Genomic DNA, 26,859 nt, shown 5'->3' with positions numbered 1-26,859 from the left:
AAGCAGATACGACGAGGCGTCCACAGATCCGTCCAGGCCCTCGAGAAGGACATCCGCAACTGGATCACGGCCTGGAACACCGACCCGAAGCCCTATGTCTGGACGAAAACCGCCGACGAGATCCTCGAACGCCTCGCCTCATATCTGAACAGAATTCCTGACTCAGAAGACTAGGGGATGACCGCCGGCATTCAAGTAGGCCGCGAACACCTCACGGTGCAGGCCTGCGCCGCGATCTGCGACAGCCGCACCATGCCGCCCACCCGGGCCAGGTCACCGGTGCGGCGCAGCTCCGCCTACACCCACCCCGGGTTGGCGGGGTTCCATGTGCCGATGAAGCCAGAACCGAGCAGCGGGGTCACGAAACGGTCAGCTGCCTCCTGAGCGGTGTCCCAGTCTCCGCAGCCGGACAGGCCTGCCACGTCCTTCGCCGCCTTCGCGTAGCCGGCCCGCCATGACGTGTGTGGCATTCGAACCGTTCGGGGAGCAGCAGCTCGACACCGCCCTCCCGGGTACGTCGGAATGCCGCTTCCGCATGCAGGGCTTGGCGTGCGTCGCCCGCTTCGATCGTCTCGTTCTGGCTGATGAGCAGGATGTCTGCCAGGTCGCGAAATCGGCTGGAGGGGTTGGCATTGCGCCACTCGTACATGGCGCAGATCTTGTCGGCTAGGTGGTCGACGACCGGGTACAGCTTGATCTTGGGCCAACCCTCGGCGGGGAAGGACGCCTCCACCGGATCATGGGCGATGAACTCATCAGTACCACTTTGCAAGCCGCCTACAACGGGCAGCTCCTACTGGAGCAACCACGGCTGGCAACCCTGCGCACAGAGCTGTCGCGAAGGCTGAACACCACGCTAATGGCGCTGCTGAACACCCGAGACGCCCGTGGCCGACAGCGGTTGACCCATTCCACCGGCAACGTGCTGCCTGGCGCGGCCAACCCGTTGCCGAGTTTCGGCGCCGCGTTCCTCGGCACCACTCCCGACGGAGGCACCGGGACGGATCCGACCAGCGGCAGTACGGTCAAAATGAAGGTCGAAATCGATCTTTGGCGATGTGGATCCTGCAATCCCTAGCCCCGCCATCATGCTGTGACGGTGGTGACCACCCGGCCGCACGATCGAAATCAGAGAGGTACCCGATGGGATCAAAATCGGCAATTCTGGTACTCGCCGAAGGCGACCCGCGTAGCGTTCTGCGCCCGGGAATGGCAGCCGAGATTTCCGACGCGAAAAGCTTGGCCGAGGATTTCTTCGATGGCCCCTTTGAATCGACCACGAATGTCACACTAGAGGAAGCGGTGTGGCCTGAGCCTGGGATGGTCTGCACGGGAAGGTTCACCGGAGCAGACATCATCTGCGCTAGAGAGCTAGTTCCAGCACAGCCTAGTGATCTGACCGCCGATATTGCACTGCTGGCGGAGGGCCGAAACGCATACGCAGTCTTCATGCATAGCGGCACCGATTCGCTCTCTTTCGCCACATGGGAGAAGGGTCGACTCGTGCGCTCACTGTCTCTTTCGCCCGATGATGGCGTGGTCCAGAACTATGGCGCTCCGTTGGAATTCGAGTCTCCCTACTGGACAGGCAACCATTCGGTTTCCCACACTCCGAACTATCCACTTCCGTTTCATCCATTGGACCTCGGCAACGAAGCATTGCGGAACTTCTTCGGTTTCATCCTGGAAGGGCGCCCTAGTGCAGACTGCTTTGATCCTGAGGAGATTACTCTGTGCGGATTTCGCAACATCGAATCCAACCGGTCTCCGAGTGAACTTTTGAGGTTGCATTCACAGTCGATGACAAAGCGTCAATGACTGCACCATGGGAGCATTTTCAGCAGATCCCGGGACGTTGACAAGACATACCGGGATTGGCGAACTAAACGTGCATCATCAACGCGGTCACCTGTTTCCCTGGCTGGAGGCTCCCGGTCAGCTGGCCACCCTCCGTTGGATAACGGAACTGCGCCCTTCTTCACCATGGCTCATTCGACGGCCGGGCACAGGGGCTGAACGGGGAGCTGTTCCTGAGGCGGATGCCTCTCCTTTCTTCCGGGCGGGTCTCCAGCATTGCGGCACCGTCCTGCTGTGGGCTGCCTGCTAGGAGGACGGCCTACACGCTGCCAGGCCAGGCATACGACACAACCGCCGACGCGTCGGGGTGGTCGTTGATCCAGGACAGGCCTCCAATGTCGAGGCGGGCGCGGGCCCGGGTGACGGCGACGTAGGCGAGGCGTGCTTCGGTGTCGTCGATGGGGCAGGGGATGGGGCGGCCGTTGGCGTCGTGTTCGTCGGTGTCGTCGGGCGGGGTGAAGTCGTCGGCGATCTTGACCGTGTTCGAAAAGCCGATACCTGGACCTGGCGCCACTGGCCGCGCTCGCCGGCGTCGTAACCGGCCGGCAAGAACCGCAGGAACTTCAGCTCCGACAGCAAGCCGGCCGTCTGCGCGGGAACCCAGCCGTGGAGTGCACCGAAGCGGAGGAAGTCCGTGACCGCCGTCATCACCGCGTTCGCCGTACCCTGCGAACGGTAGCGGGGCGCAGCCGTTGCCAGGGAGCGGCGGCTGCGGGCCGGCAGCGGCGTGGTCACCAGCCACTGCTGCAGCCCGGACAACGCCATGAAACTCGGACGCGACCACTCGATACGGCGCTGGGTGCAGTAGTTCAGATAGAGGGCGAGACGGCCCGCGTAGACCTGTTCCGTGTTCGGCGAGCGGCCCTTACTGTGCAACCCCGCCAAAAACGCACACCCTCGGCATGCAGGTCGAAGGTGCGTGCATCGGCCACCACCCAGCGTTCGACACCGGTCGACGGGGAGATTGAACGCTCAGCGATATAGGTCTGCTCCACCCACCAAACACAACCAAGCCCACCCCCAGCCGGTGCCGCTTCCAGACATCTCCTACACGACCAGGTGGCAACCACACCGAACACACCACACAAGCCCGCGCACCTATGGATAATCCCTGTCTGTAGTCGACGCCCTGACACTGGCCGGGCCCCAGCGCCGAGGAGTAACGGCGCCCGCCACGGGCGGGCGCCGTGCTCTCGCCTGCAGGTAGTAGGACAAAGCATCCTTGGTTCACAGCACCGCGAGGACGAAGGTCAGCAGCGCCAGGGACAGGGTGGCACTGCCCGCGAAGGCCACGGCACCGCGCAGCAGAGCGGTGGCATAGGTGGCTCCGTCGATACGAGCGAGCAGACCGGCCGCTGCTCCTACGAGCGTGCAGAAGAGACCGACGACGGCCAGAAGCAGGGCCAGCAGGATCAGGTGAATGGAGGAGGTGTTCATACCTTCTTCCCAGGACAACCGACGACGGGGACTTCGGCGAATTTCGCGATTCTGGTGTTCACCGGGGTTCAGGGCGAACAAAGATGAACGAAGACGGTCGCCTGGGAGACGGAGAAGCAGGACATGGGGGACGTGTACGAGGATCCGCTGGCGGAACTCGCGCTACGGCTTCGCACCCTCAGGGCGCATCGGGGTCTGCAGATGGGTGGGTTGCAGCAACGGACCGGGCTGGGGCGGACAACGGTCAGCCAGGCGCTGAACGGACAAGTGGTGCCCTCCGAGACCACGCTGGTGGCCCTGGCGAAGGCCTTGGGAGCGGATGTGGAGCCATTGCTGGCCTTACGCGAAGCCGCCGCCCGCGTACCGCAGGTGCGCCAGGGTTCTCCGAGGAGAATCACCCGCAGGTCCGTGCGGCCCAGAGTGCAGCCTTCGTTCGAGGAGCGGTACCTCAGCTACGTGACGGAACGGCATTCCCAGCTGACCGTCGTAGGGCTGGACCTGAGTCGGCCGGAACGTGCGTGCTGGCCGCTGGACGCGGCGTACTTGAGCTTGGAGCTGGCAGAGCGGCCGGAAGGCTGGCCTGCAGGGAGCGAGGAATCGGATCGGCCATCCGTCGTGGTGAAGCGTGCGGAGAACGCGTTGGCGGACTGTCGACGGGTAATTCTGCGAGGGCTCGCCGGCAGCGGAAAGACAACGCTGCTGCAGTGGCTGGCTGTCGCCACGGCGCGCGACGAGCTGCCAGAGATACTGGCGGACTGGCGGGGGCAGATTCCATTCGTCTTGCCCCTGCGGACGCTGGTGAGGCGTGGACCCCTTCCAGAGCCACATGATTTCCTCTCTGCGGTCGGCGCTCCCCTGGCCGCCTCGCAGCCTGAGGGCTGGGCCGATGACGTACTCGCCAGAGGCGAGGCACTCGTCCTGGTCGATGGCATCGACGAGGTTCCTCAAGAGCATCGGGGTGCCACGCGGGACTGGCTCGAGCGGCTCTTGGCCGCCTATAAGGACGCACATTTCGTGGTCACCACGCGTCCGTCAGCTGTTCCCGAAGGCTGGCTGGCCTCATTGCGCTTCACCGAACTATCAGTACGGCCCATGAGCGCCGCTGACATCGGAGTCTTCGTCGGCCGGTGGCATACCGCCGCCCGGAATAGTGCAGCGACCGACGCCGAACGGTCACAGCTGAATGATCTCGAAGCAGCGCTCCAGGTGACAGTGCGTGCTCAGCGTGACCTGGCGCAGTTGTCCAGCACGCCCCTGATGTGTGCGCTCATTTGCGCGCTGCACCGGGACCGCCGCGGCCATCTGCCTCACGGCCGTATGGAGCTCTACGAGGCAGCGCTGTCGATGCTGCTCGTACGCCGTGATCTTGAGCGCAGCATCGACGTCCCTGAAGGCATTCAGCTCACCGAACATCAGAGCGTCCAGCTACTGCAGCGTCTGGCCTACTGGCTGATCCGCAACCGCCAGACAGAGATGGAAAGGGCCACCGCTTTGGCCCTGGTCGGCGACGCGTTGCCAGCCATGCAGGCCGTGGCCGAGCAGGGCACTGCCGACCAGGTCCTGACGCATCTGGTCGGCCGCAGCGGGCTCCTACGCCAGCCCACCATGGACACCATTGACTTCGTCCACCGGACTTTCCAGGACTACCTGGGTGCCAAAGCCGCCATCGAAGCCCACGACTTCCCTCTGCTGGTCAACAACGCACACGACGACCAGTGGGAAGACGTCCTGCGCATGGCCGTCGCCCACGCCCGCCCAGCTGAGAGCGCTGATCTGCTCCGCCGCCTCGTCGAACGCGGTGATGCTGAGAACGAGCACCGGCCCAGGCTGCACCTCCTGGCGGCCGCCAGCATGCACTACGCCACCGAAGTCGCCCCTGACACGCGCCATAAGGTCACGGCGCGCGCCGCAGCCCTGATGCCGCCCCGCACTCTCCAGGAAGCAAACACCCTGTCCGCGCTGGGTCCCGGCATTCTGGACCTACTGCCACCCACCGCCGACGGACTGCCCGAAGACGAGATCATTGCCGTGTTCCGCACTGCCGCAGTCATGGGCGGCGACCAAGCTTATGCGTACCTGCAACATTTCGTCCCGACTGTCGCCCCCTCGGTGCCGCGCCACGAACTGATGCTGGGCTGGACCAACTTTGAGGCAGCCGATTACGCCCGCGACATCCTCCGCCTTGTCCGGGATCGCCTGCATGTCACCGTCCGGACTCATGCGCAGTTTGACGCTCTCCCGCTGCTGACACCGATCGAACTCATCTCGTTCGAGCTGGCACTCACCCCGTCAGAGATCCTCGAACATCTTTCCCCGGAACACACCACATCCCTATCCCTCCGGCGCATGGAGGAGCCCTCGCTGCACAGTCTGTCGTTCGTTCGGTCTCTGGCCGCGCTGCGCTCGTTGGCTCTTGGCCCCTCGACACCCGTCGACGGCCTACGCCATCTCGCCGGACTGCCCCTGCAGGAGCTGAACCTGCTGGACCTGCCTGAGGGTTTCTCCTTCCAGGCGCTCAACAATCTCCCACAGCTGCGTGAACTGCTGCTCTATACCGTCCTGCCGTGGAGAACGCTGCATACCCTGCCCGCCTCGCCAACTCTCACAAGGCTTTGGCTCGGCGGCCAGATAGAGGCCTCCATCACCGGCATCACCCAGTGGGCCATGCTCGAAGACGTTGTCGTCAACCATGTCATGGACGCAGTGGAATGGGCCGAGCTCGCGGAGCTGCCTCAGCTGACCAGCCTTCAGGTCACCGACGCCGACTTCGCCAACGCCCCCCTCATGGCCACCGTCAATCGTCTCGGGCTCTCTGTGTCTCGGTCCGACATCCGCCTCGACCTGATCCCGGACCGGTTTCCGAATCTTGAGCAGCTAAGGATCAACGCTCTCGCAGACGTTGCCTACGATCTAGCCCCTCTCCAGTCCCTTATGAACGTGGAGATCCGCCTCTACAACGCCGATCGCATCTCGCTCACCGGTCTGGAGGGGTTCGCTCCAGAACGATTCACGCTCTTCCCCCGTCCACGGCCCATCCAGACGTGACCGTCAGCCGCCGCCGAACGCCACTACGCCACCGCGCAGCGGGCAGCGGGCAGCGGGCAGCCGATCTCTACCCGGGCGAGGCGAAGACCGATGCCCGCGATGCGGCGATCATTGCGGACGCGGCCCGCGCCATGCCACCCACTCGTCGGAATCTGGCTCCGGACGACGAAACGGTCGCCGAGCTGAACATGATCGTGGGCGTCGACGACGATCTCGCCTCGGCTCGGCGGTGGCCAGTTCGCCTTCCAGTAGCAGAGTGCGCATCCGGGCGAGCAGGTCGAAGGCGGTCAGGGACAGCTCCAGCCACGCTTGGTTGATGGCGAAGTGGCGGGTGGGTCGGTGCCGTGGCGGTGGGCGTCGGGGATCTGGGCCAGGGCCTGCTCGAGGAGGTGATGTGATCGGCGGCGGTGTTGGCTCCGGCGTTGCCCGGTCTGAGCAGGCCGGCCAGGGCTTCACCGGTGTTGTCCAGGAAGCACAGGATCGGGTGGTAGCCGAAGCCGCGTAGCGCGATGCTAGGCCCGGCAGGCCACGTCGATTCCCAGGTGCGGTCTCAACACAGTTCCCGTCTGGTCAGCGGCAGGTTGGCCGTTGTCCGACCTTCCGCCACGATCTGCCTGGCACGTGTTCCGCAGGGTTGTACTGATTGGACATTCGGTAGCAGCGGTCCGCGCTGGCCGCGGCCACGGGTTCCCAACAGGGACGCACGTGCGTCGGGAGGTTTCAACCAGCCGTCGATCAGCGTCGAGAGGTCGCCCGCATGCAGACGCTTCGGTCAGTGATCCGGCCGTGCCGGAAGAACCGGACCCGATGCACCCTACGCAGCCCCGAAGATCCCGAAGATCCCGAAGGGCCAACGCCAAAGCTGAATGTCAGTGCCCGTTGATAACGTGCTTCGTCCAGTCGTGGAGTTCGTGGAGGGACGGGGTACGTGCGGAATGTGACATGCCATCAGGTCGGCGAGCAGCGGTTGGCCGAAGCGCTCGACGACATCGATGGGAGGGCCTACACGCGGTGGCACTCGCTGCGGTACGGCAGCATCTCGCCGACGCTGATCCGGGCCATGGCGGACGAACTGCTCGACCATGTCGCCGCGCGAACGGTGACAGAGCCGGGGCTCGACGCCGCGGCCGGCACGGTCGCCGTCACCGCCGCGGAGTGTGTGCACGGAGTGCTGAGCATCATGTGCTTCCCGAACGGGGACCAGGAACTCCGGTTCCCCCTCGTCGGGGAGCGGATCAGCACGGACCCGGACGACGACGAGTTCGGGGACGGGCCCATCACCTTCCGGGACGTCGTCAAGGAGGCGCCCACCGCGCGGACCTGGCTCGACATGTTCGAGATGTGTGTCGTCAGCGGGCATGTGTGGGACTGGGAGCGGGTCACCGGGCTGCTGCTGCGCGGCGACTACGCGCCCGCCATCCGTGACGGCGTGCCCTACAACCGGTACACCTCCGTCTCCGACCCCGCCGACCTCGCCGCCATGGACGCCCTGTGCCCCTATCTCACCGAGGCGGCCGGGCACCTGCCCCGCGACTGGCCGACGGTTCCGCTGCGCAAGCCCGACGCCGGGGAGCGCGCGGAGGCCGCCCGGCGGCTCGACGAGGTCGGCGACGCGCTGAGCGCGGACCAGCGGCTGCTCCGCGTACTCCTCGACGACGACCAGCACGCCTTCGAGGACGCCCTCGTCGCCCGGCTGGTCGCGTACCGGGAGAGCGTCGAGGCCGATGCCGGTGATCCCGCGCCCCGGTCCCTCCTCCCCCTCGGCACCCTCGCCCTGGCCTGCCTCGCCGTCCAGGTCCATGGATGGGAACTCGGTGTCCGCTCCGGGTATCTCCCGTACGGTCTGCTGGGATCGGCGGACGCGCCGCGCCGGGCGGCGGAGGGGAACCGGAACAACTTGGGCTGCTGGGCCGCCAAGTAGGCCACCCGGGGTGCGGAAGTGGGCCTGGCCCGACATCCAGGACATCGTCGTGGAGACGGACTCGTCCCCACCGAGGCAGCGCGTACGTCTGTGCGATAGCCAAGGACGGAAGACCACCCTGCCCCTTCGCCGAGGGCCGGCAGATCACGCTCACGGCCTGCCAGACCAACGGCGGCTCGCCGTACGACTGCTACACGCGGTATGCGACTGCCTGACCCACGTGCACGACGACGGGCCCTTCCGCTCTGCGCGGGAGGGTCCGCCCTCCCAAGGGCTGGTCGAGTTGATCAGGCATGACGATGTACACGCTGGGCCGCCCGGAGCCATCCCCGGGGTCAGAGCTATCGCGACTGGGAGAACCGCAGCTGCACGCACTCTTCCGCGGGCAGGCGCGGGCTGTCCCGGAGAGAAGCGTTTATGCCGAAGAAGCAGTCCCCACCGCTGGCCAGAAGGGCGCGCCGTCGACAGCGCGAGACGGGCGAAAAGTACACCGATGCGCTCCGTAACGTCGACTCCCCCGGGTACGTCCTTGCCCAGGCACTGCGTGCCGCCGGCCTCATCGTCGAAGCGGCAGATCTCACCGCGCTGCTGGCCGAGTGGGCCGTCACCGCTCCCCTGCAAAGGGCGTTCGAGGCGGCGGACGCCGCGCGCTACTACTCCCCGGACGACGTCTCCGACGCCGAATACGAGAAGCTCGAGCTGGCCGGCCGGGAGGCGTGGACCGCTGTCGAGCAATCGTGGGGCGACGATAAGCCCTTCAGCGATTCGCGGCGGGAGTTGGTGGCGGTGTTCCCGCATTGGCCCACGCCGGTCGCCATGGCGACGGGCATGGGCTCGCGCAAGCCGCCGTGGGCGCCCTCGCGCCTTACGGCCAACGCGAGGACGGACGGACGTGACTCCTCCCCCTCATGAATGAGGGGGCTTCTCGCTATGCTGGTTGGGCTTCGCGACGGACCAGCCCGGCCCGTAGAACGTTGAGTGCGCCCACCGTGTCCGCGTGCGCCTGGTGGTCGCACGCGACGCAGTGGAAGTTTTCCTGTGTGGGCCGGTTCTCCTTGGCGGTGTGCCCGCATTCGGGGCACCGCCGGGAGGTGTTGCGGGGGTCCACGGCGATCACTTCCCGTCCGGCGCTTTCAGCCTTGGCGTGCAGGATCGTCAGGAACACCCCCCATCCGGCATCAGCGATCGAGTGGTTCAGTCCGGCCTTCGCTCTCGCCCCGTTGGGCAGGAAACTGCCCGGTGTTTCGGGGTCGGGCTTCGGCGCAGGGGCCTTGCTCATGTTGCGGATCTTGAGGTCTTCGTGCGCGATGAAGTCGTGCTCCCGCACGAGAGCAAGTGCGGTCTTGTGGGCGTGGTCGAGGCGCTGGCGGCGGACCTTGCCATGCAGCTTGGCGACCCTCTCCACAGCACGTTGGTGGTTCGCGGTGCGATTCTTGGCCTTGCGGCGCGGGAACCGCGACAGGGCCTGCTGCGCGGCTTCGAGCTTCGCCGCAGCACGGCGACCGTGACGCGGGTTGGGAACAAGCCCGCCGTTGGAATCGGCGAGGAAGTTCGCTATCCCCAGGTCGATGCCGACCACGCTGCCCGTCGCCGGGAGCGGCTCGGGCTGCATCTGCTCGGCGGTCAGCACGACGAACCACTTACGGCCCTCACGCTTGACCGAGACGGTCTTGACCTTCCCGACCACGGGCCGATGCTGGTTGACCTTGACGTGCCCGACGCCCTGAAAGCGGACGCGGGTCACGGGGTCGTGTGGGGTGGAGTCCCAGCGGCAGCCGTCGCCGTCCTTCGGGAAGTCGACCGTGTCGAACCAGTTGACTCCACGGAAGCGGGGACAGCCCGGCGTCTGCCCGGCTTTGACCCGCCGGAAGAACGCGGCGAACGCCTTGTCCAGACGGCGCATAGTGGCCTGCTGCGAGGAGAAAGACCAGCGGCCCTGACGCCCCGGGTCGAATGCTCGGATGTCCTTGAGCTGGGCGGACTGCTGCCCGTACTTGATGCTCGTCTTCGAGCTGTGCCGGTAGGCGTCACGGCGTTCCTGCAACGCCCCGTTGTAAAGAGAGCAGTGATCACGAAGCATCTCACCCAGCGCGATCGTCTGGCCCACGGTGGGCCGCATGAGGAACTTGTACGCGCGGATCACCCGGCCCACCCCCTTCCACGGTCAGCGCGGTGATCATACTACGCTTGGCGTATGTCACCACGCTGGGAACCAAACCCTGATATCCGCACAGGCCGTCACGTCGCCTACAACCTCCACGCACACTTGGTGTTCGTCACGAAGTACCGGCGGGACATCTTCGATGACGACATGCTCAATCGGTGCGAAGAGATCATGCGGGAGGTCTGCGGCAACTTCGAGACCGAGCTACGCGAGTTCAACGGCGAAGCCGACCACGTGCACCTGCTCGTGCACTACCCGCCGAAGATCGCACTGTCGAAGCTGATCAATTCCCTCAAGGGCGTCAGCTCCCGATACCTGCGGGCGGAGTACACCGGCCGAATCAACCGGATCGGCATGGGCTCGGTGTTCTGGTCCCGCTCCTACTTCGCCGGTTCCTGCGGTGGTGCACCGCTGACCGTGATACGTCAGTACATCGAGGGCCAGAAGCGGCCCGTCTGACCGTCACCCCGGAGGCGTAGCGAACTCCGGCGCTTCGCGCCTCCGAGCCAAGGATGCGTTTCCCGCCCCGGCTGAAGCGGGGGGTACCCAGGCAAGATCAGGGATGGATCTCCTTGGAGTGTGGTTACCGTGCGCGGACGGAGAGGGTGGTGCCTGCAGCGTGTCGGGCCCATCGCGGCCAGCCGGTCAGCTAGCTGTAACGCGGGCTCGTTCGCGAACCGCCCGAAGACGTGGTAGGTCTCCAGCGTCTTCATCTGCCCTGTCTTTTTCCGATGGGCAACTGCACATGTTCGGGACTGGCTTTTCAGGAATGCCCGTGACGGGCTTCCCTGAGGTGCGCGACGACGTCGTCCAGGCTCACGGTCAAGGAACGCTCGATATTGATCCAGTCGTCCTTGGCGTGTTGGAGGAGGTACTCGCGCCGATCGGGTGCGTGCTCCGCGCGCCAGTTCGTGATCAGCGCACGCAGTGTGAGTCGTGCCAACGCGGCAACCGGGAGCAGCGGGAGTTCCGAGGCCTGGATCGGCCGCTTTCGTTGGTAGCCGGCGGCGAAGGCGCAGGCGTCCCGCCAGGGATGATCCGGCGTCCTGCCGAGCAGGTTCGCCATGGGAACGGCGGGGTCGAAGATCACCGCAGTGCGCACCGTGTCGCCGAAGTCGATGACGCCGGTGACGAAGTGATCGCTCTTCTCTGGGTCCACCACGATGTTGTACGGGCTGAAGTCACCGTGGATCACTTGCGTTTCGAGATCGCTCAGTCTCGGGACGACGTTTTCGTCGAAGAGCCGGAAGACCGATTGGGCCAACTGGCGGTGCTCGGGGCTCGGCGTGTGCTCGACCAGTTCGGTCATCTGGTGGAAATGCCGGATGTCCCATGCCAGGCCTCGTCGGTCGGCCGGGTGCGTGAACGGCCTGAGCGCCATGTCGATCAGCCCCAGCATCTCGCCCGCCTTGGAGAGCTGCTCCGTGTCCGGGTTCGTATCGGCCAGGACCTGGCCTTCGACGAAGTCGAACACCCGCAGGATGCGAGTCCTGCCGTCGTTCAGCCTGATCGTGACATGGTCGTCTCCGTCGGCGGTCAGCTTCACCCGCTGGACGGGCAGGTGCGGAGCGTTGGCTTCGAGGTGGCGCATCGCGGCGGTCTGGAGGGCGACAACCACCGTTGCCTCGTCGGGTGGTGAGATCTTCACGAGCCAGTTGCTGGAGTCGGTGCTGAGTTGGAACGTGTCGTCCTTCTCGGTCGCCAGTCGCCCCAAGCGTCCGGTGAGGCGGTAGTGCTCCTCAAGGAAAATGCTCACCAGCATCCCGTCGATGGGCTCGTGGGACGACGTCAGGCCGCTCTCCTGGAGGAGCCGCTGAGCATGGTTCGTAGCTGGTGAGGTGTTCACGGTCAGTCCCTTCGGCCAGCCTGTCACAGACGGTTTTTCGCGACCTCGGCGAAGGTCTCCAGGAAGCGCGTCACATCGGCGGAGTCGAAGGCCAGCGGAGGGCGGATCTTCAGCGTGTTCGCCGACGTGCCCGTGCCGCTGATCAGGATGCGGCGATCGCGCATGTCGTTGATGAGGTCTTCGGCACGTGCGCGGTCGGGCTCGAGGGTCTCCCGGTCCTTGACGATCTCCACGCCGACGTAGAGACCGGCGCCGCGGACTTCGGCGACGTAGGGGGAATCCTTGGTGATCTCCCGCAGCCCCGTGCGCAGAGCGTTGCCGTTGTCCAGGACGCGCTGCTGCACGTTCTCCTTCTCGAAGACGTCCAGCACCGCGGCGCCTGCGGCCACGGGGATGGAGCTGCCGCCGAAGGTGTTGAAGTAGCGGACGTTGCGTCCGAACTCCTCGCAGACCTCGGGGCGGAAGACCACACCCGAGATCGGCAGGCCGTTGCCCATCGGCTTGCCCATGGTGACGATGTCCGGCAGCACACCGTGGCGGCTGAAGCCCCACATCGACTCCCCGAGCCGGGCGAATCCCGACTGGACCTCGTCGGCGATGTAGACACCGCCGGCCGCGTGCACCTCCTCCACCACGCCCCGCATGTAGCCGGGGGGGTCGGTGAAGATGCCATCGCTGCTGTGGGCGCAGTCGGTGATCAGGGCCGCGAGCCGGTAGCCGTGGCGCTCGAGGTCGTCGATCGCGCCGCGCACCTGCTGCCGCATGTGCTCGTCGAGCGTGGATCCGGGCGCGACGAGGCGCGGGTCGGGAGCGTCGATGAGCCGGACGTTCGGGCCCAGCGGCGAGCCCGCGCCGAGGGTCGGTGAGAAGCTCGCCACCTCACGGGTGAGGCCGTGGTAGGCCCAGCGGGTGACGATGATGCCCTCGCCGCCCGTGTGGAATCGCGCCACCCGAACCGCCAGGTCGTTCGCCTCCGACCCGCTGCACGCGATGCTCAGCTTGGACAGTTCCTCGGGGAACGTCGAAAGAAGCCGCTCCGCGTAGTCGACCAGTGCTTCCTGGACGTAGCGCGTGTTGGTGTTGACCACCGCCATCTGGCGGGCGACGGCCTCGGCCACGTGGGGGTGGGCGTGCCCGACGCAGGGGACGTTGTTGTAGGCGTCGAGGTAGTCGTTGCCGTCACGGTCGATCAGGTGGGCGCCGCGGCCGGAGACGAACTCGACCGGCTCCCTGTAGATCAGTGTGTAGCCAGGACCCAGCACCTTGTTCCGGCGCCGGATGGTCTCTTGGAGGTGCTCGGGGAGCTCGCCCAGTACCCCGGGGTCGAACCGGTTGGGGTAGTGGGCGAGAGCCCGACTCAGCGTCGAAGTCATGGCAGGCACACCTTCAGTCTTGTTTCGGGGTTGCTCGCTGCGTTGGTCGAAACCATACTCGTTCCAGTTCCAAACGGAAACTAGAAACTTTGGTGACCCTGCCGCCGCTGCGGCCCGACGCGCCGGATCCGACCGTGCCCTTCCCCAAGACCTGCACGTTCGCACCCTTGCGCGCCAGGTGCAATGCCGTCGAAAGGCCGGTCGGGCCCGCCCCGATGATCGCCATGTAGACGTGTCCATGCGCCAGCCCCGCGCCGCCTGCTGTCTCGACGTCCCGGCTGACGATGCCCTGCCCCAGCAGCACACCGTCCAGGTACGGCAGCTGCCCCGAGACGTAGCGGAGCGTGCAGATGCTGGTCTTCGTGGCCAGTACGCCGGAGTTCGGTGAGCAGCGATGTGGGGCGAGATCGGCACTGTCATGAGGCGAGAGGTGCCGGCTGGCTGTCGCTGTCGTGGGCTCTGCCCGATGGCGGGCCCCGTGTCCTCACTGGTGACCCGAAGCGTCTCGCCTGCCGGCGGTCGGCTCAGAAGGCCGGTGCGGACTTCTCCGTGAGGCGGTTGTGCTGCCGTGCTCCGAGCACGGCGTCGCGCAGCCGTTCCTGAGCGATCGCCAGGCATGCGTAGACCGCGCCTTGTGCCGTCGACAGACCGATCCGATGCGGACCCGTCCTGATCTCTGGCACCGCCGGAAGGCTCTGGTCGAGCCGCCCGCGCACCTGGGGAAGGACGACGTCGACGAGCGGGCGCAGCCGGCCCACGAAGTAGACCGACTCCGGGTCGAGCGTCACGGCGACGACGCTGACAGCGGTCACGATCGCGGTGGTGAACGCCTGCAGCACTTCGGTGTGCGGCGCCTCGGTGTGCGGCGCCTCGGTGTGCGGTTCCAGCCAGAGATCCTCGATGCGCTCCAGGTCCAGCCCCTGCTTGCGGGCGAACCGGAGGAGACCTCGGGCGCTCAGCAGCTCGTCGAGGTTCTCGTCGCCCACTCCGGAGGAGAGCACACCGATGTCGCCGAAGGCGGGTGTACTTCCCCGGGCGAGCTCGTGATCCGTGCAGCTGGCGAAGTTCAGTATGGTGCTGAGGCTGAAGAGCGCGGCGTTCTTGATGGTCGCGTCGTCGGTGAGGATCCCGAGCAGGGACGCGTTGGCATCGCTGTCGAGGAGTACGGGGGCCTCGATCAGGTTTGCGACGGCTTGCTGGAGGCCTGAGCCCGCGAAGATTTTCATCGACTCCGCGGGGCCGAAGATCTCCGTGCCGCCCCGGACCCGGCCGGGCACCGCGGCGACGATCTGACGCAGAGGACCCTGCGCAGATCGGGCGGCCTGCGCGATGAGGTCGACCAGCCATCGCGCGGCGTCCTCGACCTCCTGGTGATCGGCGGTGGGAACCGTCACGTGCTGGATCTCACGACCCCTCAGGTCGGTCACCAGCACTCCCGTGGTCCGGGCGCCGAAGCTGACACCGGCGACGTGCCCGGTCGTGCCGGGCAGGTCCAGATAGGTGGAGCGGCGGCCGCGGCCGGTGATCTCGTCGACCCCGCCGTCGACGACGAAGCCGTCGGCCCGCAGCTCCTCAACCGCTCTGGACACCGTGGCCTTGCTCAGGCCCGTCAGCTCGATGAGCTGGTTCCGCGTCAAGGGCGCGTGGGAGAGGACCACGTCGAGGACTGATGCCTTGTTGTAGTCGCGTGAGGTCGGGTTGGTCACGTGATGACCATAGCGAGCCCGGTACGCCGATCGGGCAGAGGCCGGTCTGGGCGGTCCGACCAGGGGTTTCGACGCGGTCAGCAACGGGTGTTCCGGTGGATCCGTCGCTCCCGCCCGGGCACGCTCGAAGGGGTCCGTATCGGCGTCTTCCGCCTTGCCGGACGGTTCTCGACTCATCTGTCATGACTCCGCAGGTCCCCCAAGCACTCCAGGAGCGCATCGCCGCGTTGCGGCGAAGGGCGGGGAGCCCGGAGGGCGACGACCAACTGACTGCCGGCAGCGAGCATTCGCGGATCAGTGCAATCCTGTGCGGCCAGCCGCTGGTCAACGGCCGCAACGACCTCGACGTCGCTGGGCCGACGCCCTGTCTTGGAGCGGCTTGACCGCATACCGCGAGCGTAACAGTTTTTATTTCAGGCTGGAACTGCAACAAATGGCGTTGGCTGAGCCCAGCAAGCGATCACGGTAGATGCTCGCGACGGAGGGGCTCTACCCCTTGGGGGTGATCAGGGTCGGGCTGGATCCGCTCGACGGGCTCGCCGAGCACCCGGGCGGCGCAGGAGGGTGTGCGGCATGCCGTCGGTGATGACCGGCGGTCGGCCGCCGTGCCGCGAACAGCAGCTCGCCCCGTGTTTGATCTCGCCCACACAAAGGGCCCATGCGAGAGAAGGCTGATGTCGAGCGGGTACGCTCTCAGTAATTAGATAGACTGACCTACCCAGTAGGAGGGAGGAAGTGTGATGAGCGAAACCGGAACGGCGGCAGAGCGTCCGCGGCGGGGGACAGCGCGCGAGAAACTGCTCGCTGCCGCAGCCCGGCGCTTCTACGCGGACGGCGTGGCGGCGACGGGGATCGACACGATCACCGCCGAGGCGGGCGTGGCGAAGATGAGCCTGTACAACAACTTCTCCTCCAAGGCCGAGCTGGTGATGGCCTACCTCGATGCGCGGCACGAGGAGTGGCTGGGCCTGTACCGGCGGCGACTGGAAGGGGCGCAGGACGGTCGCGGCGGCGTGCTGGCCGTCTTCGACGCGTACGCCGATCACGCCGCCTTCGCCTACGAGCACGGTTTCCGGGGCTGCGGCCTGCTGAACGCCGCCGCCGAGCTGCCTGCCGGTGATGAAGGGCGGGCCATGGTGCGCCGGCACAAGGAAGAGGTCGAGGGTCTGCTCGCCGGGCATCTTGATCAGCTGCTGCCCGGGCGCCCCGAGGAAGCCCGCGCCATGGCGGAACACCTGTCGTTCCTGCTGGAAGGAGCGACGGCGCGGGCCGGCCTGGAGGGTGCGGGGACGCGTCTGGAGCACGCCCGGGCGATGGCGGCCGACCTGCTGGACCGGCTGTGACGCGGGCAGCCGGACATACGGCCGGATCGACGGGCGTGGGGGCGGTGTGCGTGCTGATGGCCTCCGTGCTGTGGGGCACCACTGGCACCGCCGCGACCTTCGCGCCCGCGGTGGGGCCGCTCGCGATCGGGGCCGTGGCCATGGGCCTGGGCGGACTGCTCCAGGCGCTCATCGCCGCCCCCCGTATCCGCCGGGAGGGCCCTCGGCTGCGTGCGCAGAAGGGCGCGGTGCTGGTGGGTGCGCTGTCGGTGGGGGTCTATCCTCTGGCGTTCTACAGCTCGATGCACCTGGCCGGGGTCGCCGTCGGCACAGTCGTGTCGATCGGCTCGGCCCCGCTCGCCTCGGCCCTGATCGAGCGCGTCGTCGACGGGCGCCGCCTCACACACCGCTGGATGACCGGCGCCGCTCTGGGCCTGTCCGGGACGGTCCTGCTGTGCGCGGCCGAAGCCGCCGGCTCTCATTCCGGCCCCGGCGCCCGCTCCGCAGGCGAGACCGTGCTCGGCGTGGGACTCGGCCTGGTGGCCGGGCTCACCTACGCCCTGATGTCCTGGGCGGCCCACCGCCTGATCAGCCGCGGTGTCACCTCCCGCGCGGCGATGGGGACCGTCTTCGGAATCGGCGGGCTGCTGCTGATGCCGGTGCTGGTGGCCACCGGTGCCCCGCTCCTGGCCTCCTGGTCCAACACGGCCGTCGGCGCCTACATGGCTCTGGTGCCCATGTTCGCCGGCTACATCCTGTTCGGCTGGGGGCTGGCGCACGTGTCGGCCAGCACCGCGACCACCCTCTCGCTGCTGGAACCCGCCGTCGCGGCCGTCCTGGCCGTCCTCGTCATCGGCGAACGCCTGCCCCTGCTGGGGTGGGCCGGCATCGGCCTGGTCGTCGGCTGCCTCGCCGTACTCACCGTGCCGACCCGCACCACAGCGAGGTCCCGGGCAACCTTCACGGGGTCGGCCACAACCGCCCCAAGGGACGCCGTCGCCGTGGCGGGGCCCGGCACATCGCCCTGACTTCCTGGTGGGCACTAGCGGGCCGCCTGAAACGTACGCCGGTAAGCCTGGGGTGAGATGCCGATCGCCGCGTGCAGGTGCTGGCGCAGGGAGGCGCCCGTGGCGAAGCCGACCCGGCCGGCGATCTGGTCCACCGACAGATCGCTGCACTCCAGCAGGTCCCGGGCTCGGGCTACACGCTGCTGGATGAGCCAGCGGCCGGGGCTGAGGCCCACCTCGTCGTTGAAGCGGCGGGCGAAGGTGCGCCGGCTCATCCGGGCGTGGGCGGCGAGATCGGCGAGCGTCAGCGGTTCGTCGAGGCGTTCGAGGGCCCAGGCGCGGGTGGCGGCCGTGCTCGCGGCCCCGTTCTCAGGGACCGGCTGCTCGATGTACTGCGCCTGGCCGCCGTCCCGGAACGGCGGCACCACGCAGCGGCGGGCCACCGTGTTGGCGAGTCGGCTGCCGTGGTCCTTGCGCACGATGTGCAGGCAGACGTCGACGCCGGACGCGGCTCCGGCCGAGGTCAGGATGGGGTCGTCGTCGACGAAGAGCACATCCGGGTCGAGAGCGACGTGCGGGAACATATACCGGAACCGGTCCGCCTGCCGCCAGTGCGTGGTCGCCTTGCGGCCGTCCAGGAGCCCGGCCGCGGCGAGCACGAAAGCGCCGGTGCAGATGGAGACGATGCGCGTGCCTGGCCGGATCCACCTGAGCGCGGCGGTGACCTCGTCCGGAAGCTCTGCGGTGACACACGACGGCGAGACGGGCGCGACGACCACGGTATCGGCCGTGGCCAGGGCCTCGGGGCCGTGCTCGGCGGTGACGGTGAAGTCCGCGTTGCTGCGCACCGGACGCCCGTCGACGGTGCAGGTCAGCACCTCGTACCGGCCGTCGGCGGCGCCGAAGATCCGGCTGGGGATGCCGAGTTCGAAGGGGTAGACCCCATCCAGCGCCAGGACCACGACCCTGTGCACATGCCGCATGGCACGATCCTATCGAAGGCTGGCCACCAGGCCATTTTCCGGGCGGACGCGCTCGGGCAGGGTGGGACACCATGAGCACTCAGCACACGATGCGCGCCATCAGCCAGGACGTCCTCGGTGGTCCCGACGTCCTCAAGGAAGTGGAGGTCGAGCGCCCCTCGCCACGTCCGAACGAAGTGCTGGTCCGGGTGCGCGCCGCCGGGGTCAACCCGACCGACTGGAAGCACCGCGCCACCGGCCGCTTCCTCGGCGAGCCGCCCTTCGTCCTCGGCTGGGACGTCTCCGGCGTGGTCGAGGCGACGGGCACCGGTGTCGCCCTCTTCAGGCCGGGTGACGAGGTCTTCGGCATGCTGTCCTACCCGTTCGGTCACGGCTCGCACGCCCAGTACGTCACCGCCCCTGCCCGCACCTTCGCGCTCAAGCCCACAAGCGTCGACCACACGCAGGCGGGCGCGCTTCCGCTGGTCTCACTGACCGCCTGGCAGGCCCTGGTCGAGACGGCGAACGTCCAGCCCGGGCAGCGGGTCCTGATTCACGCGGCGGCCGGCGGCGTCGGACACGTAGCCGTGCAGATCGCCAAGGCACGGGGAGCTTACGTGATCGGCACCGCGAGCGCCGGCAAACACGAGTTCCTCGCAGGGCTGGGCGCGGACGAGCTGATCGACTACCGGGAGACCGACTTCGCCACGGCCGTACGGGATGTCGACGTCGTGCTGGACACGGTCGGCGGCGACTACGTCCACCGCTCGCTGCGGATCCTGCGCAAGGGCGGACTCCTGGTCACACTCGTGCCGCGGGGTTCGAAGGAACTGCCCCGGGAGGCCGAGAAGCTCGGGGTGCGTGCGACCGAGATGCTCGTAGACGCCGACCACACCGGGATGAAGGAGATCGCGGCGCTCGTCGAGGCGGGCCGGCTGCGCGCCACGATCGCCGGCACCTTCCCGCTGGCCGAAGCCGCCAAGGCGCACGCGCTCGGCGAAACCGGCCGGACCACGGGCAAGCTGGTCCTGGTGGTCGACTGAGTCAGATCCGACCGCGTGGGTGCCGTAACTCCCGGCACTCACACGCAGTGCGTGCCGTCGCTCGCCGCTGGGCACAGACGGGACGCCGCCCTGCGCGAGCGTCTGTCAGAGCGCTTGGCCACCGCCTGCGGCCACAGCCGGCGGATTGTCGCCCTGCGGTAGCGGCTGCCACCCCCGGACAGAACAGCACGGTCGCGGCCTCGGGCAGTTCGGCGCGGTTGGTGCAGGTGGCCGGCCGCAGGGTCTTGCCCTTGGTCTTGGCCTTCACCTGCGCGGTGGTCGCGGCCTTCGCGTGGCCCGTCACCTTGACGCGCTTGTCGGCCGCCCAGGGGACCGCCGGCCCGAACAGGCCCTGCGCGGTCGGCGTACCCGCCGAAGACCACCTCGCGGGCGGATGCCCAGAGTGCGGCGTCGATGGACGGCTCGTGAGGGGCTGTTCGGCATACCTGCGGCCAGGGCCGACCATCGCCGACGTGCTGTCGGCGCCGCGGAGTGCCAGGCCACGGCATCCGCAACCGGATGGTTCTACCATGGCGTCACCGGGCTCACCGCCGCCCCGGCTGACCCATGATCCGGCTTCCGCCCCCTGCAGTGAGCGGCGGCGTCCCCGCGAACAGCCGCGCCGGCGTGCACTGCACCCGGCTTCGCAGGAGGCATTCGGTGAAGGACGTCAGGATCGGCCGCAGGGCGTTCCTCCGCGGGGCCGGCGGGGTCGCGGCAGGCGCCGCCGCCACTTCGATCACCGCATGCGGGGACCGCGCCGACCGGAAGACCAAGGGCGTCAGGAACACCAGGACGCTCGTCGTCCGTGACATCGGCGGCACCTACGGTGAAGCGAACCGCAAGGCCGTCTACGAGCCGTTCAGCAAAGAGACCGGCATCCAGGTCGAAGTAGTGAACATCCCCCTGTACGCGCAGATGCTCGCCCAGATCAAGGAAGGCCGCCCGCAGTTCGACGTCATCGACATCGAGATGAGCGCACTGGCACGCTTCAAGGGGGAGAAGGCCACGCAGGCACTGGACTACGACCGGCTGAAGAACACGAGGAATGCCAGCATCGCCACATTCCTGCTCACCTCCCACTCCGTCGGCAAGAACTACTGGGCCAGCCTCATGGCGTACCGCACCGACGCCTTCGGCGGGAGGACGCCCGAGTCCTGGGCGGACTTCTGGGACACCGGGGCGTTCCCGGGCAGCCGTGCCATGCAGGGCCCGGACGCGGGACCGCCGGAGCTGGAGTTCGCCCTCCTCGCCGACGGCGTGCCGCCGGACCGGCTCTACCCCCTCGACATCGACCGCGCCTTTGGAGCCCTCGACGAAATCAAGGGGGCCGTGCGGGAGTTCTGGGCCGACGGCGCTTCGCCGGGGCTGCTGCTGGAACGCAGACAGGTGGCAGCCTCCACCGTCTGGCACGGCCGCCTCGACGAGCTCATCAAGCAGGGCGCCCCGCTCGCCTACCAGTGGAACGGCGCCCGCCGTCAGAGCAGCGGCTTCGGCATCCCCAACGGCGCCGCGAACGTCGACGCCGCCTACCAGCTCATCGACTTCGCCCTGCGCCCCGAGGTGCAGGCCGGCTTCGCCCGGATCTACCCCATGGGCCCGGTCGTGCCCTCGGCCTACGCATATCTCTCCAAGGCCACCGCCACGAACCTGCCGAGCACCCCCGGGCACCTGCTGTCCGGCTTCGATCTGGACGTCGAGTGGTGGATCAAGAACCGGGACTCCGTGACGAAGCGCTGGCAGGAGTGGGTGAACACCTGAGGTCGACGGGCGGACCGGAATTCCGCAAGAGATGAGTCCCGCAACGACCGTCAGCCGAATGGCGATACCGCGGTTGATGCGCCGAGGCGGCAGGAGTGGGCGGTTACCTGGTCTTGAACCGGTCCGGACGAACGAAGTCCAGGCCTTCTATGGTCTGTTTGCCGAGCGCCTCGTGTGCGGCGATGTGGCCGTAGCCGGTGGCCATCTTGAAGCCCTTTCCGGAGAATCCGGTGGCGCAGTAGATGCTGCTGTTCTGATCCAGCCGGCCGAGGAGGGGATGCCTGTCCTGGGTGAAGAGGTCGGGGAAGGCGTCGGAGCGCGCGATGGTTGGGATCAGGCCGGGGAAGAATTCGGTGACGACATCGGTGACCTTCTCGACTTCTTCCCGGGTGAGTTCTCTGGGCACGGAGTCCGGGTCGGGGGTTGCCCTTGCGCGCCCGTCCAGCGGTCCGTCCACCGATGCCTTGACCGTCACGCCGTCGACGGCGGGTGCGCCGTACATGGAGCGATCCTCGTACCACCGGCTGAAGGCGGGGAAGTTCTCCGGCGAGAACTGCGTGCCGTCCTGGGCGATGAACCAGGTCAGGACGATCCGATGGGTTTCCGTGACGGCCTTGAGGTGGTCGGGCATGAGCCTTCGGGACCAGCCGCCCGAGGCGACGATGACCTTCTCGAACGTCCAGGTTCTGTCGCCCGAGGTGACGACCACGCCGTGGTCGGTTTCGGTGATGCTGTCCACGGGGGTGTTCTGCAGGACGGTGGCGCCGCCTGCCTGGGCCGCCGCGACGGCGGCGCTGACGGCGCGGTCGGTGCGCAGGACGCCGGCGTGGGGGTCGTAGACGGCGCAGTCGTCGGGGCGGAGGTTGTGCTGGGGGTAGCGTTCGGCCATGTCCTCCCGGCTGAGGACGCTGTGCTCGGCTCCGGTGATGCGCGTGGCCTCGAGGAGGCTGTTGATGTAGCTGCCGTTCGCGGTCCCGATGGACAGTCCCCCGGTAGGGGTGAGGATGTTCTGCCCGGTTTCGGCTTCGAGCTCGGCCCACAGGCTGCGGGAGCGTTCGATGATGGGGTAGTACTCGGGCTTGCCGAGGTAGATCATGCGGAACAGGCGAGTGTCTCCGCCCACGGCGCTGCGGCCGTGGGCGGGGGTGGCGGCCTCGAAGCCCACTACCGAGTCGGTCAGCCGGGAGGCCTGCCACAGGGCCATGCTTCCGATACTGCCCAGGCCGATGACTGCGAGTTGTGCGTCCATGAGAGCAGTTTCCTTTTCGTCTACTCGTGAAGTCCGGCGAGGCGGCTGCCGAATCGGGCCAGGAGTGAGGTCTTGCTGGAGCCCCTGCGCTCTTCCCACTGGTCCGCGATACCGAAGAGCCGGTACATGGCGTGAACACCCAGCCAGCGGATGGGTTCCGGTTCCCACTTCGGCGCCTGGTAGCCGACCCAGGGAAGGGTGGTCCGTTCGGTTTCCTTCTCGAAGGCGAGCTCCACGAGAGTCCTGCCGCCGACATAGGCCGCCGTGACACCGTGTCCCGCGTAGCCGGTGGACGATCCGATCCCGGATGCCGGGTCCCAGTGCACGCCGCCGTTCCAGTCACGCGTGACGCCCAGGACTCCCGACCAGGCGTGATCCACCTCGAAGGGGATGCCCGGGAAGAAGGTACTGAGCTTGTGCGAGATCAGGTCGATGGTGGACTGGGCGGTCGCACCGGCTCCCCCGGTGCCGGACCCGAAGCGGTAGGGGACACCGCGGCCCCCCATGGCGATACGGCCGTCCGACGTCCGCTGGGCGTAGATGAACGTGTGAGCGGAGTCGTTGAGGCACTGGGGCCCGTCCCAGCCGATCTGCTGCCATGCCTCCTCCGGCAGGGGCTTGGTCACGATCATCGAGGAATTGACAGGGATCAGGCTCCGGCGGCCGAGCAGTTGTCCCGAATAGCCTTCGGTGCAGATGAACGTCTTCGCCGCGGTGACACGCCCGTCGGCCAGGGTGAGGGTCTTGCCCTCGACACGGTCCACGCGGCTGCCCTCGTAGATCCTGACCCCCATGGAGGTCAGGGTGTCGGCGAGGCCGTAGACGAGTTTCGCGGGGTGGATCCGCGCGCAGTGCTTGTAGAAGAGTCCGCCGTGGACGGTGGAGATGTTGATCCGGGACTGGAACTCGTCCCGGTCGAGCAGGTGGACTTCGTCGTCGGTCAGCCCGTACTTCAGGTCGGCGTCACGCCGGGTGACAAGCCGGCCCAGCCCCGCCCGCGTGTGGGCGGCGACGAGCGCGCCGCCCTTGTGCTGATCGGCATCGATGCCTTCGGCCTGGAGGATGTCCAGGACCGCGTCGACGCCGGCGACGAACTCCTGCTGCAGCGCCCGGCTCGCCTCCAGCCCTCCCCCGGCGCGGGCGAAGGTGGCACGGTTTCCCGGAGGCATTGCCGAGAGCCAGCCACCGTTGCGCCCCGATGCGCCGTAGCCCACCTGCTCAGCCTCGAAGACGGCGACCGAGAGCGACGGTTCGAGCTTCTTGGCGAAGTACGCCGCCCACAGGCCGGTGTAGCCGCCCCCGACAATGGCCACGTCGACGGAGTCCTGGCCGGTGAAGCGGGGGAACGAGGGCCTCTTGTCGGCCAGCTGGGCCACCCAGAAGCCGAGTTCTCCGTTCCGGGGTGGTGCCGCAAGGGCGTTCATGGTGTGTCCTTCTTCTGTCTCTGGGAACCGCGTGGGCCGCTGCTGGAAGGCGGTGTGGCCGCCGTCGACGGGTGCGTTGCCCCGGTGATGTACCAGGGCTCCGACGACGCGAGGAAGAGGACGGCGTCGGCGACCTCCTCCGGAGTGGCGAGCCGCTGGAGCGGGTGCCGGCGCCGGCCCCGAAGTCCCCCACGCCCGCGGATGGGGGGGCCTCGGGGCCGCTGACCTGCGCTGGAGGGAGGCCTTGATATGTGCGTTGTGACGTATGGCCTGGAGTTGAGGCTGTGCTCGGCGCCGAAGTCCTGCACACGGCCGATGGTTCCCGCATCACGTTGACCGGCACCATCGGCGCTTCGGTACGCGCCGCTACACCGCGGTGCAGATCATCTGGATCTCGACAGGGGTGTTGAGGGGGAGCCCGGCGACACCGATCGCGGTGCGGGCGTGCCGTCCGTTCTCGCCCAGCACCTCGATGAGCAGTTCACTGGCCGCGTTGGCGACCTGCGACTGCAGACCGAAGTCCGGCGTGCTGGCCACGAAGACCAGCATCTGCACGATCCGGACCCGCTCCAGATCGCCCACCGCCTGCACAGCGGCGGCGAGGCAGTTGAGCGCGGCATGGCGCGCGAGCTCCTTCGCGGTCTCCAGCTCCACGTCCCGGCCGACAACGCCCTGACCCAGCAACTCACCGTGCCGGTAAGGGAGTTGGCCGGAGATGTGGATGCTGGAGTCCACCGCCCGGTGGTGCACGAAGTACGCGTTGCCGGCGAGGTCGGGCAGCTCCAGTCCGAGGTTCTGGAGCCTTTCCGAAGCCGAGTCGCCCTTGACGGTCTGAGGCAAGGGCAGGCTCATGCCGCCACCGCCTTGCTGTGGACCATTTCCTCAGTTCTCCTGTTCTCGGGTTCTCCAGTTCTGCGCTCGGACGTCAGGGGCGCGGCAGGCCGAACAGGACCGGGAGGTCGGCGATGTCGGTGATCCGCTCGTAGCCGAGCCAGTGCTCGTCGTGCTCCCAGCCGCGGTCCATGTACACCTTGTTCTCGATGCCCATGATGGCCGCGGAGCGCAGGTCGTACGCCGGGCTCGCGGAGACGTGCACGAGCTCGTCGGGTGTCACGCCGAGCTTGTCAAACATGTAGTCGAACGTGCCGAGTCGCGGCTTGTACATGCCCATCTCCTCGGCGCTGATGACAACCTCGAACGGGGCCTTCAGGTTCTCCGAGAGGCGCTTGGCGTGCGCGGTGTCGCTGTTCGTGATGATGACCAGCGGGACCTCTTCGGCCAGGCGGTTCAGCGCCTCGGTGACACCGGGGTACGGGCCCCAGGTGGGGATGCGCTCGTACACCGCCCGCGCCTCGTCCTCGCGGTACTCCAGACCGACCTTGCGCAATGCACGCTCCATGGAACGCGCGACGACCTGGTGGAACGGCTGGTACGCGCCCGTGCACTCGTCGATCCGGTACGCCTTGCAGATCCGCAGGAACTCATCGGCAACCTCGGCCGGCAGCCGGTCGCCCAGGACCTCGCGCATGGTGTCGTTGATGCTGAACTTGATCAGCGTTCCGTTCATGTCGAACGTCGCGAACTTGGGCTTGATGTCGAATGCCACTGGTCCTCCTGTGTGTTTAAGCGGAGCAGTCTGACGCTGTGGTCGATTGTCGACCATCCGTCTGGTCGATTGTCGACCAAACGTGTCTGAGCTGTCAACAGCGTCAGAGGAGCGCCTTGGATGCAGGGCGGCGCTGACCCCCTTCCGTGCAACCGGCGGAGGTATAGTCGACAAACGACCAAGTGGTCGGCAATCACTGAGGGAGGGCCACGGGGTGGACCACAAGTTCGAGTGGCAGGAGCAGCGGACGACGACGCCTGAAGGTGTCTACCGCACACTGCGAGCCGCCATCCTCGATGGGACCGTGCCTCCTGGTGGCCAGCTGCGCGAGGCGCACATCGCCGCGGATCTCGGCATCAGCCGGTCCCCGCTGCGCGAGGCGCTGACCAAGCTGGAGGAGGAAGGCCTCGTCGTAAAGATCCCCTACCGTGGGGCGTTCGTCGTAGAGGTGAGCGCTCGGGAGGTCGCCGAGATCGACTCGGTCCGGCTGCGTGTCGAGCCGTACGCCGCCGAGCTCTCGGCCGAAGCACTGCGCGGTCCTGAGCGGCCCCAGTTGCTGCAAACCGTCGAGGATCTCCGCCGGGCCATGGAGAAGGACGACATCCCCGCCAGCATCGACGCGCACCTCCGATTCCACAGGCTCTTCTACGATCTCTCGGGCCACGGCGTCCTGCAGAGTCTCTGGAACGGCTGGGAGACCAAGCTGCGCCTCCACCTCAGCGTCGACCACCGCACCTACAGCGACGACCCGCAGCAACTGGTCGTCGAGCACGAGAGGTTGGCCGCCGTTGCCCTGGGCGGCGACACCGACGCGTTCCGCCGGGAACTGGCTGCCCATTTCCCCATGGGGCTGGGGGCCAAGACGGAAGATCCGGGGGAGCCTGCGTCCCGGCATGTCTGAGGCCATGCCGCCTGCGTGAAACATCCAAGCCTGCTCGCCACGGCGTCGACGCCGCTGCGTTCGGTGATCGAGGTGTGCGACCACGGGCAGGCATCGGTGAAGGGTCCGCCGGCGGGCGTATGCCGGATCGAGCGGCTGCGTCTAGTGATCTGAGTCAGAGATTCGTCGGCAGTATGCGGCGACTTTGTCGAGAATCTCGTCGGCGGTCTTCGTCCAGACGAAGGGCCTCGGGTGC

25 protein-coding genes and 4 pseudogenes are annotated in these 26,859 nt (G+C 67.4%); 14 read left to right on the top strand and 15 right to left on the bottom strand.

Annotation, left to right across the window (positions count from 1 at the left end):
* A pseudogene (locus ACF08N_RS35785) lies at positions 1 to 174 on the top strand (IS630 family transposase); the annotation flags it as partial.
* 184 nt (positions 175 to 358) lie between these two features.
* On the opposite strand, the gene ACF08N_RS35780 reads toward ACF08N_RS35785, so the two are convergent.
* Positions 359 to 733 (bottom strand): nucleotidyl transferase AbiEii/AbiGii toxin family protein, encoded by a 375-nt coding sequence (locus tag ACF08N_RS35780; RefSeq protein ID WP_392328918.1) that lies wholly within the window; start codon positions 731 to 733, stop codon positions 359 to 361.
* A gap of 6 nt (positions 734 to 739) precedes the next feature.
* Between ACF08N_RS35780 and ACF08N_RS35775 the strand changes: the two genes are divergently transcribed.
* Both ACF08N_RS35775 and ACF08N_RS35770 read left to right on the top strand, forming a co-directional pair.
* Positions 740 to 1,078 carry a hypothetical protein gene (locus ACF08N_RS35775; RefSeq protein WP_392328917.1) on the top strand — a complete coding sequence of 113 codons (339 nt, stop codon included), beginning with the start codon at positions 740 to 742 and terminating at the stop codon, positions 1,076 to 1,078.
* On the top strand, positions 1,057 to 1,818 hold the full coding sequence (locus tag ACF08N_RS35770; protein WP_392328919.1) for a DUF6928 family protein: 762 nt from the start codon (positions 1,057 to 1,059) through the stop codon (positions 1,816 to 1,818). The genes ACF08N_RS35775 and ACF08N_RS35770 overlap by 22 nt, the downstream gene beginning before the upstream one ends.
* A 298-nt stretch (positions 1,819 to 2,116) precedes the next feature.
* Here ACF08N_RS35770 and ACF08N_RS35765 read toward each other — a convergent pair.
* Positions 2,117 to 2,338: pseudogene (locus tag ACF08N_RS35765) on the bottom strand (hypothetical protein); the annotation flags it as partial.
* A gap of 746 nt (positions 2,339 to 3,084) precedes the next feature.
* Positions 3,085 to 3,294, bottom strand: coding sequence for a hypothetical protein (locus ACF08N_RS35760; RefSeq protein ID WP_164494633.1), 210 nt, complete (start codon positions 3,292 to 3,294; stop codon positions 3,085 to 3,087).
* A 123-nt stretch (positions 3,295 to 3,417) separates the two neighbouring features.
* On the opposite strand from ACF08N_RS35760, the gene ACF08N_RS35755 reads away from it, so the two are divergent.
* Together ACF08N_RS35755 and ACF08N_RS35750 are read left to right on the top strand one after the other, a co-directional pair.
* The gene (locus ACF08N_RS35755; RefSeq protein ID WP_392328916.1) at positions 3,418 to 6,339 is read left to right on the top strand and encodes an NACHT domain-containing protein; all 2,922 of its coding nucleotides are present in this window, start codon (positions 3,418 to 3,420) and stop codon (positions 6,337 to 6,339) included.
* Between the two features lie 50 nt (positions 6,340 to 6,389).
* Positions 6,390 to 6,557, top strand: a pseudogene (locus ACF08N_RS35750) (transposase); the annotation flags it as partial.
* 129 nt (positions 6,558 to 6,686) lie between these two features.
* Here the strand turns inward: ACF08N_RS35750 and ACF08N_RS35745 are convergent.
* Positions 6,687 to 6,841: pseudogene (locus ACF08N_RS35745) on the bottom strand (IS1380 family transposase); the annotation flags it as partial.
* 426 nt (positions 6,842 to 7,267) lie between these two features.
* Between ACF08N_RS35745 and ACF08N_RS35740 the strand changes: the two are divergent.
* A complete protein-coding gene (locus ACF08N_RS35740; protein ID WP_392328915.1) occupies positions 7,268 to 8,260 on the top strand; it encodes an immunity 49 family protein in 993 nt (330 codons plus the stop codon).
* A gap of 417 nt (positions 8,261 to 8,677) precedes the next feature.
* Positions 8,678 to 9,172, top strand: coding sequence for a hypothetical protein (locus tag ACF08N_RS35735; protein ID WP_392328914.1), 495 nt, complete (start codon positions 8,678 to 8,680; stop codon positions 9,170 to 9,172).
* Positions 9,173 to 9,188: 16 nt separating this feature from the next.
* Here ACF08N_RS35735 and ACF08N_RS35730 read toward each other — a convergent pair whose 3' ends face one another.
* A complete protein-coding gene (locus ACF08N_RS35730) occupies positions 9,189 to 10,403 on the bottom strand; it encodes an RNA-guided endonuclease InsQ/TnpB family protein (RefSeq protein WP_392328913.1) in 1,215 nt (404 codons plus the stop codon).
* A gap of 51 nt (positions 10,404 to 10,454) precedes the next feature.
* Here ACF08N_RS35730 and tnpA point away from each other — a divergent pair, with 51 nt between their 5' ends.
* The gene (gene tnpA, locus ACF08N_RS35725; protein WP_392328912.1) at positions 10,455 to 10,883 is read left to right on the top strand and encodes an IS200/IS605 family transposase; all 429 of its coding nucleotides are present in this window, start codon (positions 10,455 to 10,457) and stop codon (positions 10,881 to 10,883) included.
* Positions 10,884 to 11,187: 304 nt separating this feature from the next.
* Here the strand turns inward: tnpA and ACF08N_RS35720 are convergent, their stop codons facing one another.
* The 4 genes from ACF08N_RS35720 to ACF08N_RS35705 all read right to left on the bottom strand — a co-directional run bounded on the left by ACF08N_RS35720 (position 11,188) and on the right by ACF08N_RS35705 (position 15,349).
* Positions 11,188 to 12,186, bottom strand: a complete 999-nt coding sequence (locus ACF08N_RS35720) for a phosphotransferase (RefSeq protein ID WP_392328911.1) — start codon at positions 12,184 to 12,186, stop codon at positions 11,188 to 11,190.
* 107 nt (positions 12,187 to 12,293) lie between these two features.
* Positions 12,294 to 13,643 (bottom strand): aspartate aminotransferase family protein, encoded by a 1,350-nt coding sequence (locus ACF08N_RS35715; protein WP_392328910.1) that lies wholly within the window; start codon positions 13,641 to 13,643, stop codon positions 12,294 to 12,296.
* 13 nt (positions 13,644 to 13,656) lie between these two features.
* Positions 13,657 to 13,947 (bottom strand): FAD-dependent oxidoreductase, encoded by a 291-nt coding sequence (locus ACF08N_RS35710; protein WP_392328909.1) that lies wholly within the window; start codon positions 13,945 to 13,947, stop codon positions 13,657 to 13,659.
* A gap of 220 nt (positions 13,948 to 14,167) precedes the next feature.
* On the bottom strand, positions 14,168 to 15,349 hold the full coding sequence (locus ACF08N_RS35705) for an ROK family transcriptional regulator (RefSeq protein ID WP_392328908.1): 1,182 nt from the start codon (positions 15,347 to 15,349) through the stop codon (positions 14,168 to 14,170).
* 740 nt (positions 15,350 to 16,089) lie between these two features.
* On the opposite strand from ACF08N_RS35705, the gene ACF08N_RS35700 reads away from it, so the two are divergent.
* Together ACF08N_RS35700 and ACF08N_RS35695 are read left to right on the top strand one after the other, a co-directional pair.
* Positions 16,090 to 16,692 (top strand): TetR/AcrR family transcriptional regulator, encoded by a 603-nt coding sequence (locus ACF08N_RS35700; RefSeq protein WP_392328907.1) that lies wholly within the window; start codon positions 16,090 to 16,092, stop codon positions 16,690 to 16,692.
* Complete coding sequence (locus ACF08N_RS35695) at positions 16,689 to 17,699, top strand: DMT family transporter (RefSeq protein ID WP_392328906.1); 1,011 nt, start codon at positions 16,689 to 16,691, stop codon at positions 17,697 to 17,699. The genes ACF08N_RS35700 and ACF08N_RS35695 overlap by 4 nt, the downstream gene beginning before the upstream one ends.
* 14 nt (positions 17,700 to 17,713) lie before the next feature.
* Here the strand turns inward: ACF08N_RS35695 and ACF08N_RS35690 are convergent, their stop codons facing one another.
* Positions 17,714 to 18,661: a GlxA family transcriptional regulator gene (locus ACF08N_RS35690; RefSeq protein ID WP_392328905.1), complete on the bottom strand. Its 948-nt coding sequence runs from the start codon at positions 18,659 to 18,661 to the stop codon at positions 17,714 to 17,716.
* A 71-nt stretch (positions 18,662 to 18,732) separates the two neighbouring features.
* On the opposite strand from ACF08N_RS35690, the gene ACF08N_RS35685 reads away from it, so the two are divergent.
* Positions 18,733 to 19,683: an NADP-dependent oxidoreductase gene (locus tag ACF08N_RS35685; protein ID WP_392328904.1), complete on the top strand. Its 951-nt coding sequence runs from the start codon at positions 18,733 to 18,735 to the stop codon at positions 19,681 to 19,683.
* Positions 19,684 to 20,343: 660 nt separating this feature from the next.
* Positions 20,344 to 21,444 (top strand): ABC transporter substrate-binding protein, encoded by a 1,101-nt coding sequence (locus ACF08N_RS35680; RefSeq protein ID WP_392328903.1) that lies wholly within the window; start codon positions 20,344 to 20,346, stop codon positions 21,442 to 21,444.
* A gap of 103 nt (positions 21,445 to 21,547) precedes the next feature.
* On the opposite strand, the gene solA is transcribed toward ACF08N_RS35680, so the two are convergent.
* The 5 genes from solA to ACF08N_RS35655 form a co-directional block, all read right to left on the bottom strand.
* Positions 21,548 to 22,693 (bottom strand): N-methyl-L-tryptophan oxidase, encoded by a 1,146-nt coding sequence (gene solA / locus ACF08N_RS35675; protein WP_392328902.1) that lies wholly within the window; start codon positions 22,691 to 22,693, stop codon positions 21,548 to 21,550.
* Positions 22,694 to 22,713: 20 nt separating this feature from the next.
* Complete coding sequence (locus ACF08N_RS35670) at positions 22,714 to 24,117, bottom strand: NAD(P)/FAD-dependent oxidoreductase (protein WP_392328901.1); 1,404 nt, start codon at positions 24,115 to 24,117, stop codon at positions 22,714 to 22,716.
* Entirely contained in the window at positions 24,114 to 24,425 is a 312-nt protein-coding gene (locus tag ACF08N_RS35665) for an SDR family oxidoreductase (protein WP_392328900.1), read from the bottom strand. The genes ACF08N_RS35670 and ACF08N_RS35665 overlap by 4 nt, the downstream gene beginning before the upstream one ends.
* A gap of 58 nt (positions 24,426 to 24,483) precedes the next feature.
* Positions 24,484 to 24,969, bottom strand: a complete 486-nt coding sequence (locus tag ACF08N_RS35660; protein WP_392328899.1) for a RidA family protein — start codon at positions 24,967 to 24,969, stop codon at positions 24,484 to 24,486.
* A gap of 73 nt (positions 24,970 to 25,042) precedes the next feature.
* The gene (locus ACF08N_RS35655) at positions 25,043 to 25,723 is read right to left on the bottom strand and encodes a haloacid dehalogenase type II (protein WP_392328898.1); all 681 of its coding nucleotides are present in this window, start codon (positions 25,721 to 25,723) and stop codon (positions 25,043 to 25,045) included.
* Between the two features lie 214 nt (positions 25,724 to 25,937).
* Between ACF08N_RS35655 and ACF08N_RS35650 the strand changes: the two genes are divergently transcribed.
* Positions 25,938 to 26,624 (top strand): GntR family transcriptional regulator, encoded by a 687-nt coding sequence (locus tag ACF08N_RS35650; RefSeq protein WP_328344416.1) that lies wholly within the window; start codon positions 25,938 to 25,940, stop codon positions 26,622 to 26,624.
* A gap of 15 nt (positions 26,625 to 26,639) precedes the next feature.
* Positions 26,640 to 26,777: a hypothetical protein gene (locus tag ACF08N_RS35645; RefSeq protein ID WP_392328897.1), complete on the top strand. Its 138-nt coding sequence runs from the start codon at positions 26,640 to 26,642 to the stop codon at positions 26,775 to 26,777.
* The last annotated feature ends 82 nt before the right edge of the window (positions 26,778 to 26,859 follow it).

It is taken from the genome of Streptomyces sp. NPDC015127, from assembly GCF_043080095.1.
In the GTDB taxonomy this organism is placed as follows: domain Bacteria; phylum Actinomycetota; class Actinomycetes; order Streptomycetales; family Streptomycetaceae; genus Streptomyces.
Note: the sequence above shows the minus strand (reverse complement) of the source record. Positions and strands in the feature narration are given on the sequence as shown.

Excerpts from the sequence above, each read along its gene's own strand:
- ACF08N_RS35775 (WP_392328917.1), top strand. The coding sequence starts at position 740 with ATGGGCGATGAACTCATCAGTACCACTTTGCAAGCCGCCTACAACGGG.
- ACF08N_RS35770 (WP_392328919.1), top strand. The coding sequence starts at position 1,057 with ATGTGGATCCTGCAATCCCTAGCCCCGCCATCATGCTGTGACGGTGGT.
- ACF08N_RS35760 (WP_164494633.1), bottom strand. The coding sequence starts at position 3,294 with ATGAACACCTCCTCCATTCACCTGATCCTGCTGGCCCTGCTTCTGGCC.
- ACF08N_RS35755 (WP_392328916.1), top strand. The coding sequence starts at position 3,418 with ATGGGGGACGTGTACGAGGATCCGCTGGCGGAACTCGCGCTACGGCTT.
- ACF08N_RS35735 (WP_392328914.1), top strand. The coding sequence starts at position 8,678 with ATGCCGAAGAAGCAGTCCCCACCGCTGGCCAGAAGGGCGCGCCGTCGA.
- tnpA (WP_392328912.1), top strand. The coding sequence starts at position 10,455 with ATGTCACCACGCTGGGAACCAAACCCTGATATCCGCACAGGCCGTCAC.
- ACF08N_RS35720 (WP_392328911.1), bottom strand. The coding sequence starts at position 12,186 with ATGCTGGTGAGCATTTTCCTTGAGGAGCACTACCGCCTCACCGGACGC.
- ACF08N_RS35715 (WP_392328910.1), bottom strand. The coding sequence starts at position 13,643 with ATGACTTCGACGCTGAGTCGGGCTCTCGCCCACTACCCCAACCGGTTC.
- ACF08N_RS35700 (WP_392328907.1), top strand. The coding sequence starts at position 16,090 with ATGAGCGAAACCGGAACGGCGGCAGAGCGTCCGCGGCGGGGGACAGCG.
- ACF08N_RS35690 (WP_392328905.1), bottom strand. The coding sequence starts at position 18,661 with ATGCGGCATGTGCACAGGGTCGTGGTCCTGGCGCTGGATGGGGTCTAC.
- ACF08N_RS35685 (WP_392328904.1), top strand. The coding sequence starts at position 18,733 with ATGAGCACTCAGCACACGATGCGCGCCATCAGCCAGGACGTCCTCGGT.
- solA (WP_392328902.1), bottom strand. The coding sequence starts at position 22,693 with ATGGACGCACAACTCGCAGTCATCGGCCTGGGCAGTATCGGAAGCATG.
- ACF08N_RS35670 (WP_392328901.1), bottom strand. The coding sequence starts at position 24,117 with ATGAACGCCCTTGCGGCACCACCCCGGAACGGAGAACTCGGCTTCTGG.
- ACF08N_RS35660 (WP_392328899.1), bottom strand. The coding sequence starts at position 24,969 with ATGAGCCTGCCCTTGCCTCAGACCGTCAAGGGCGACTCGGCTTCGGAA.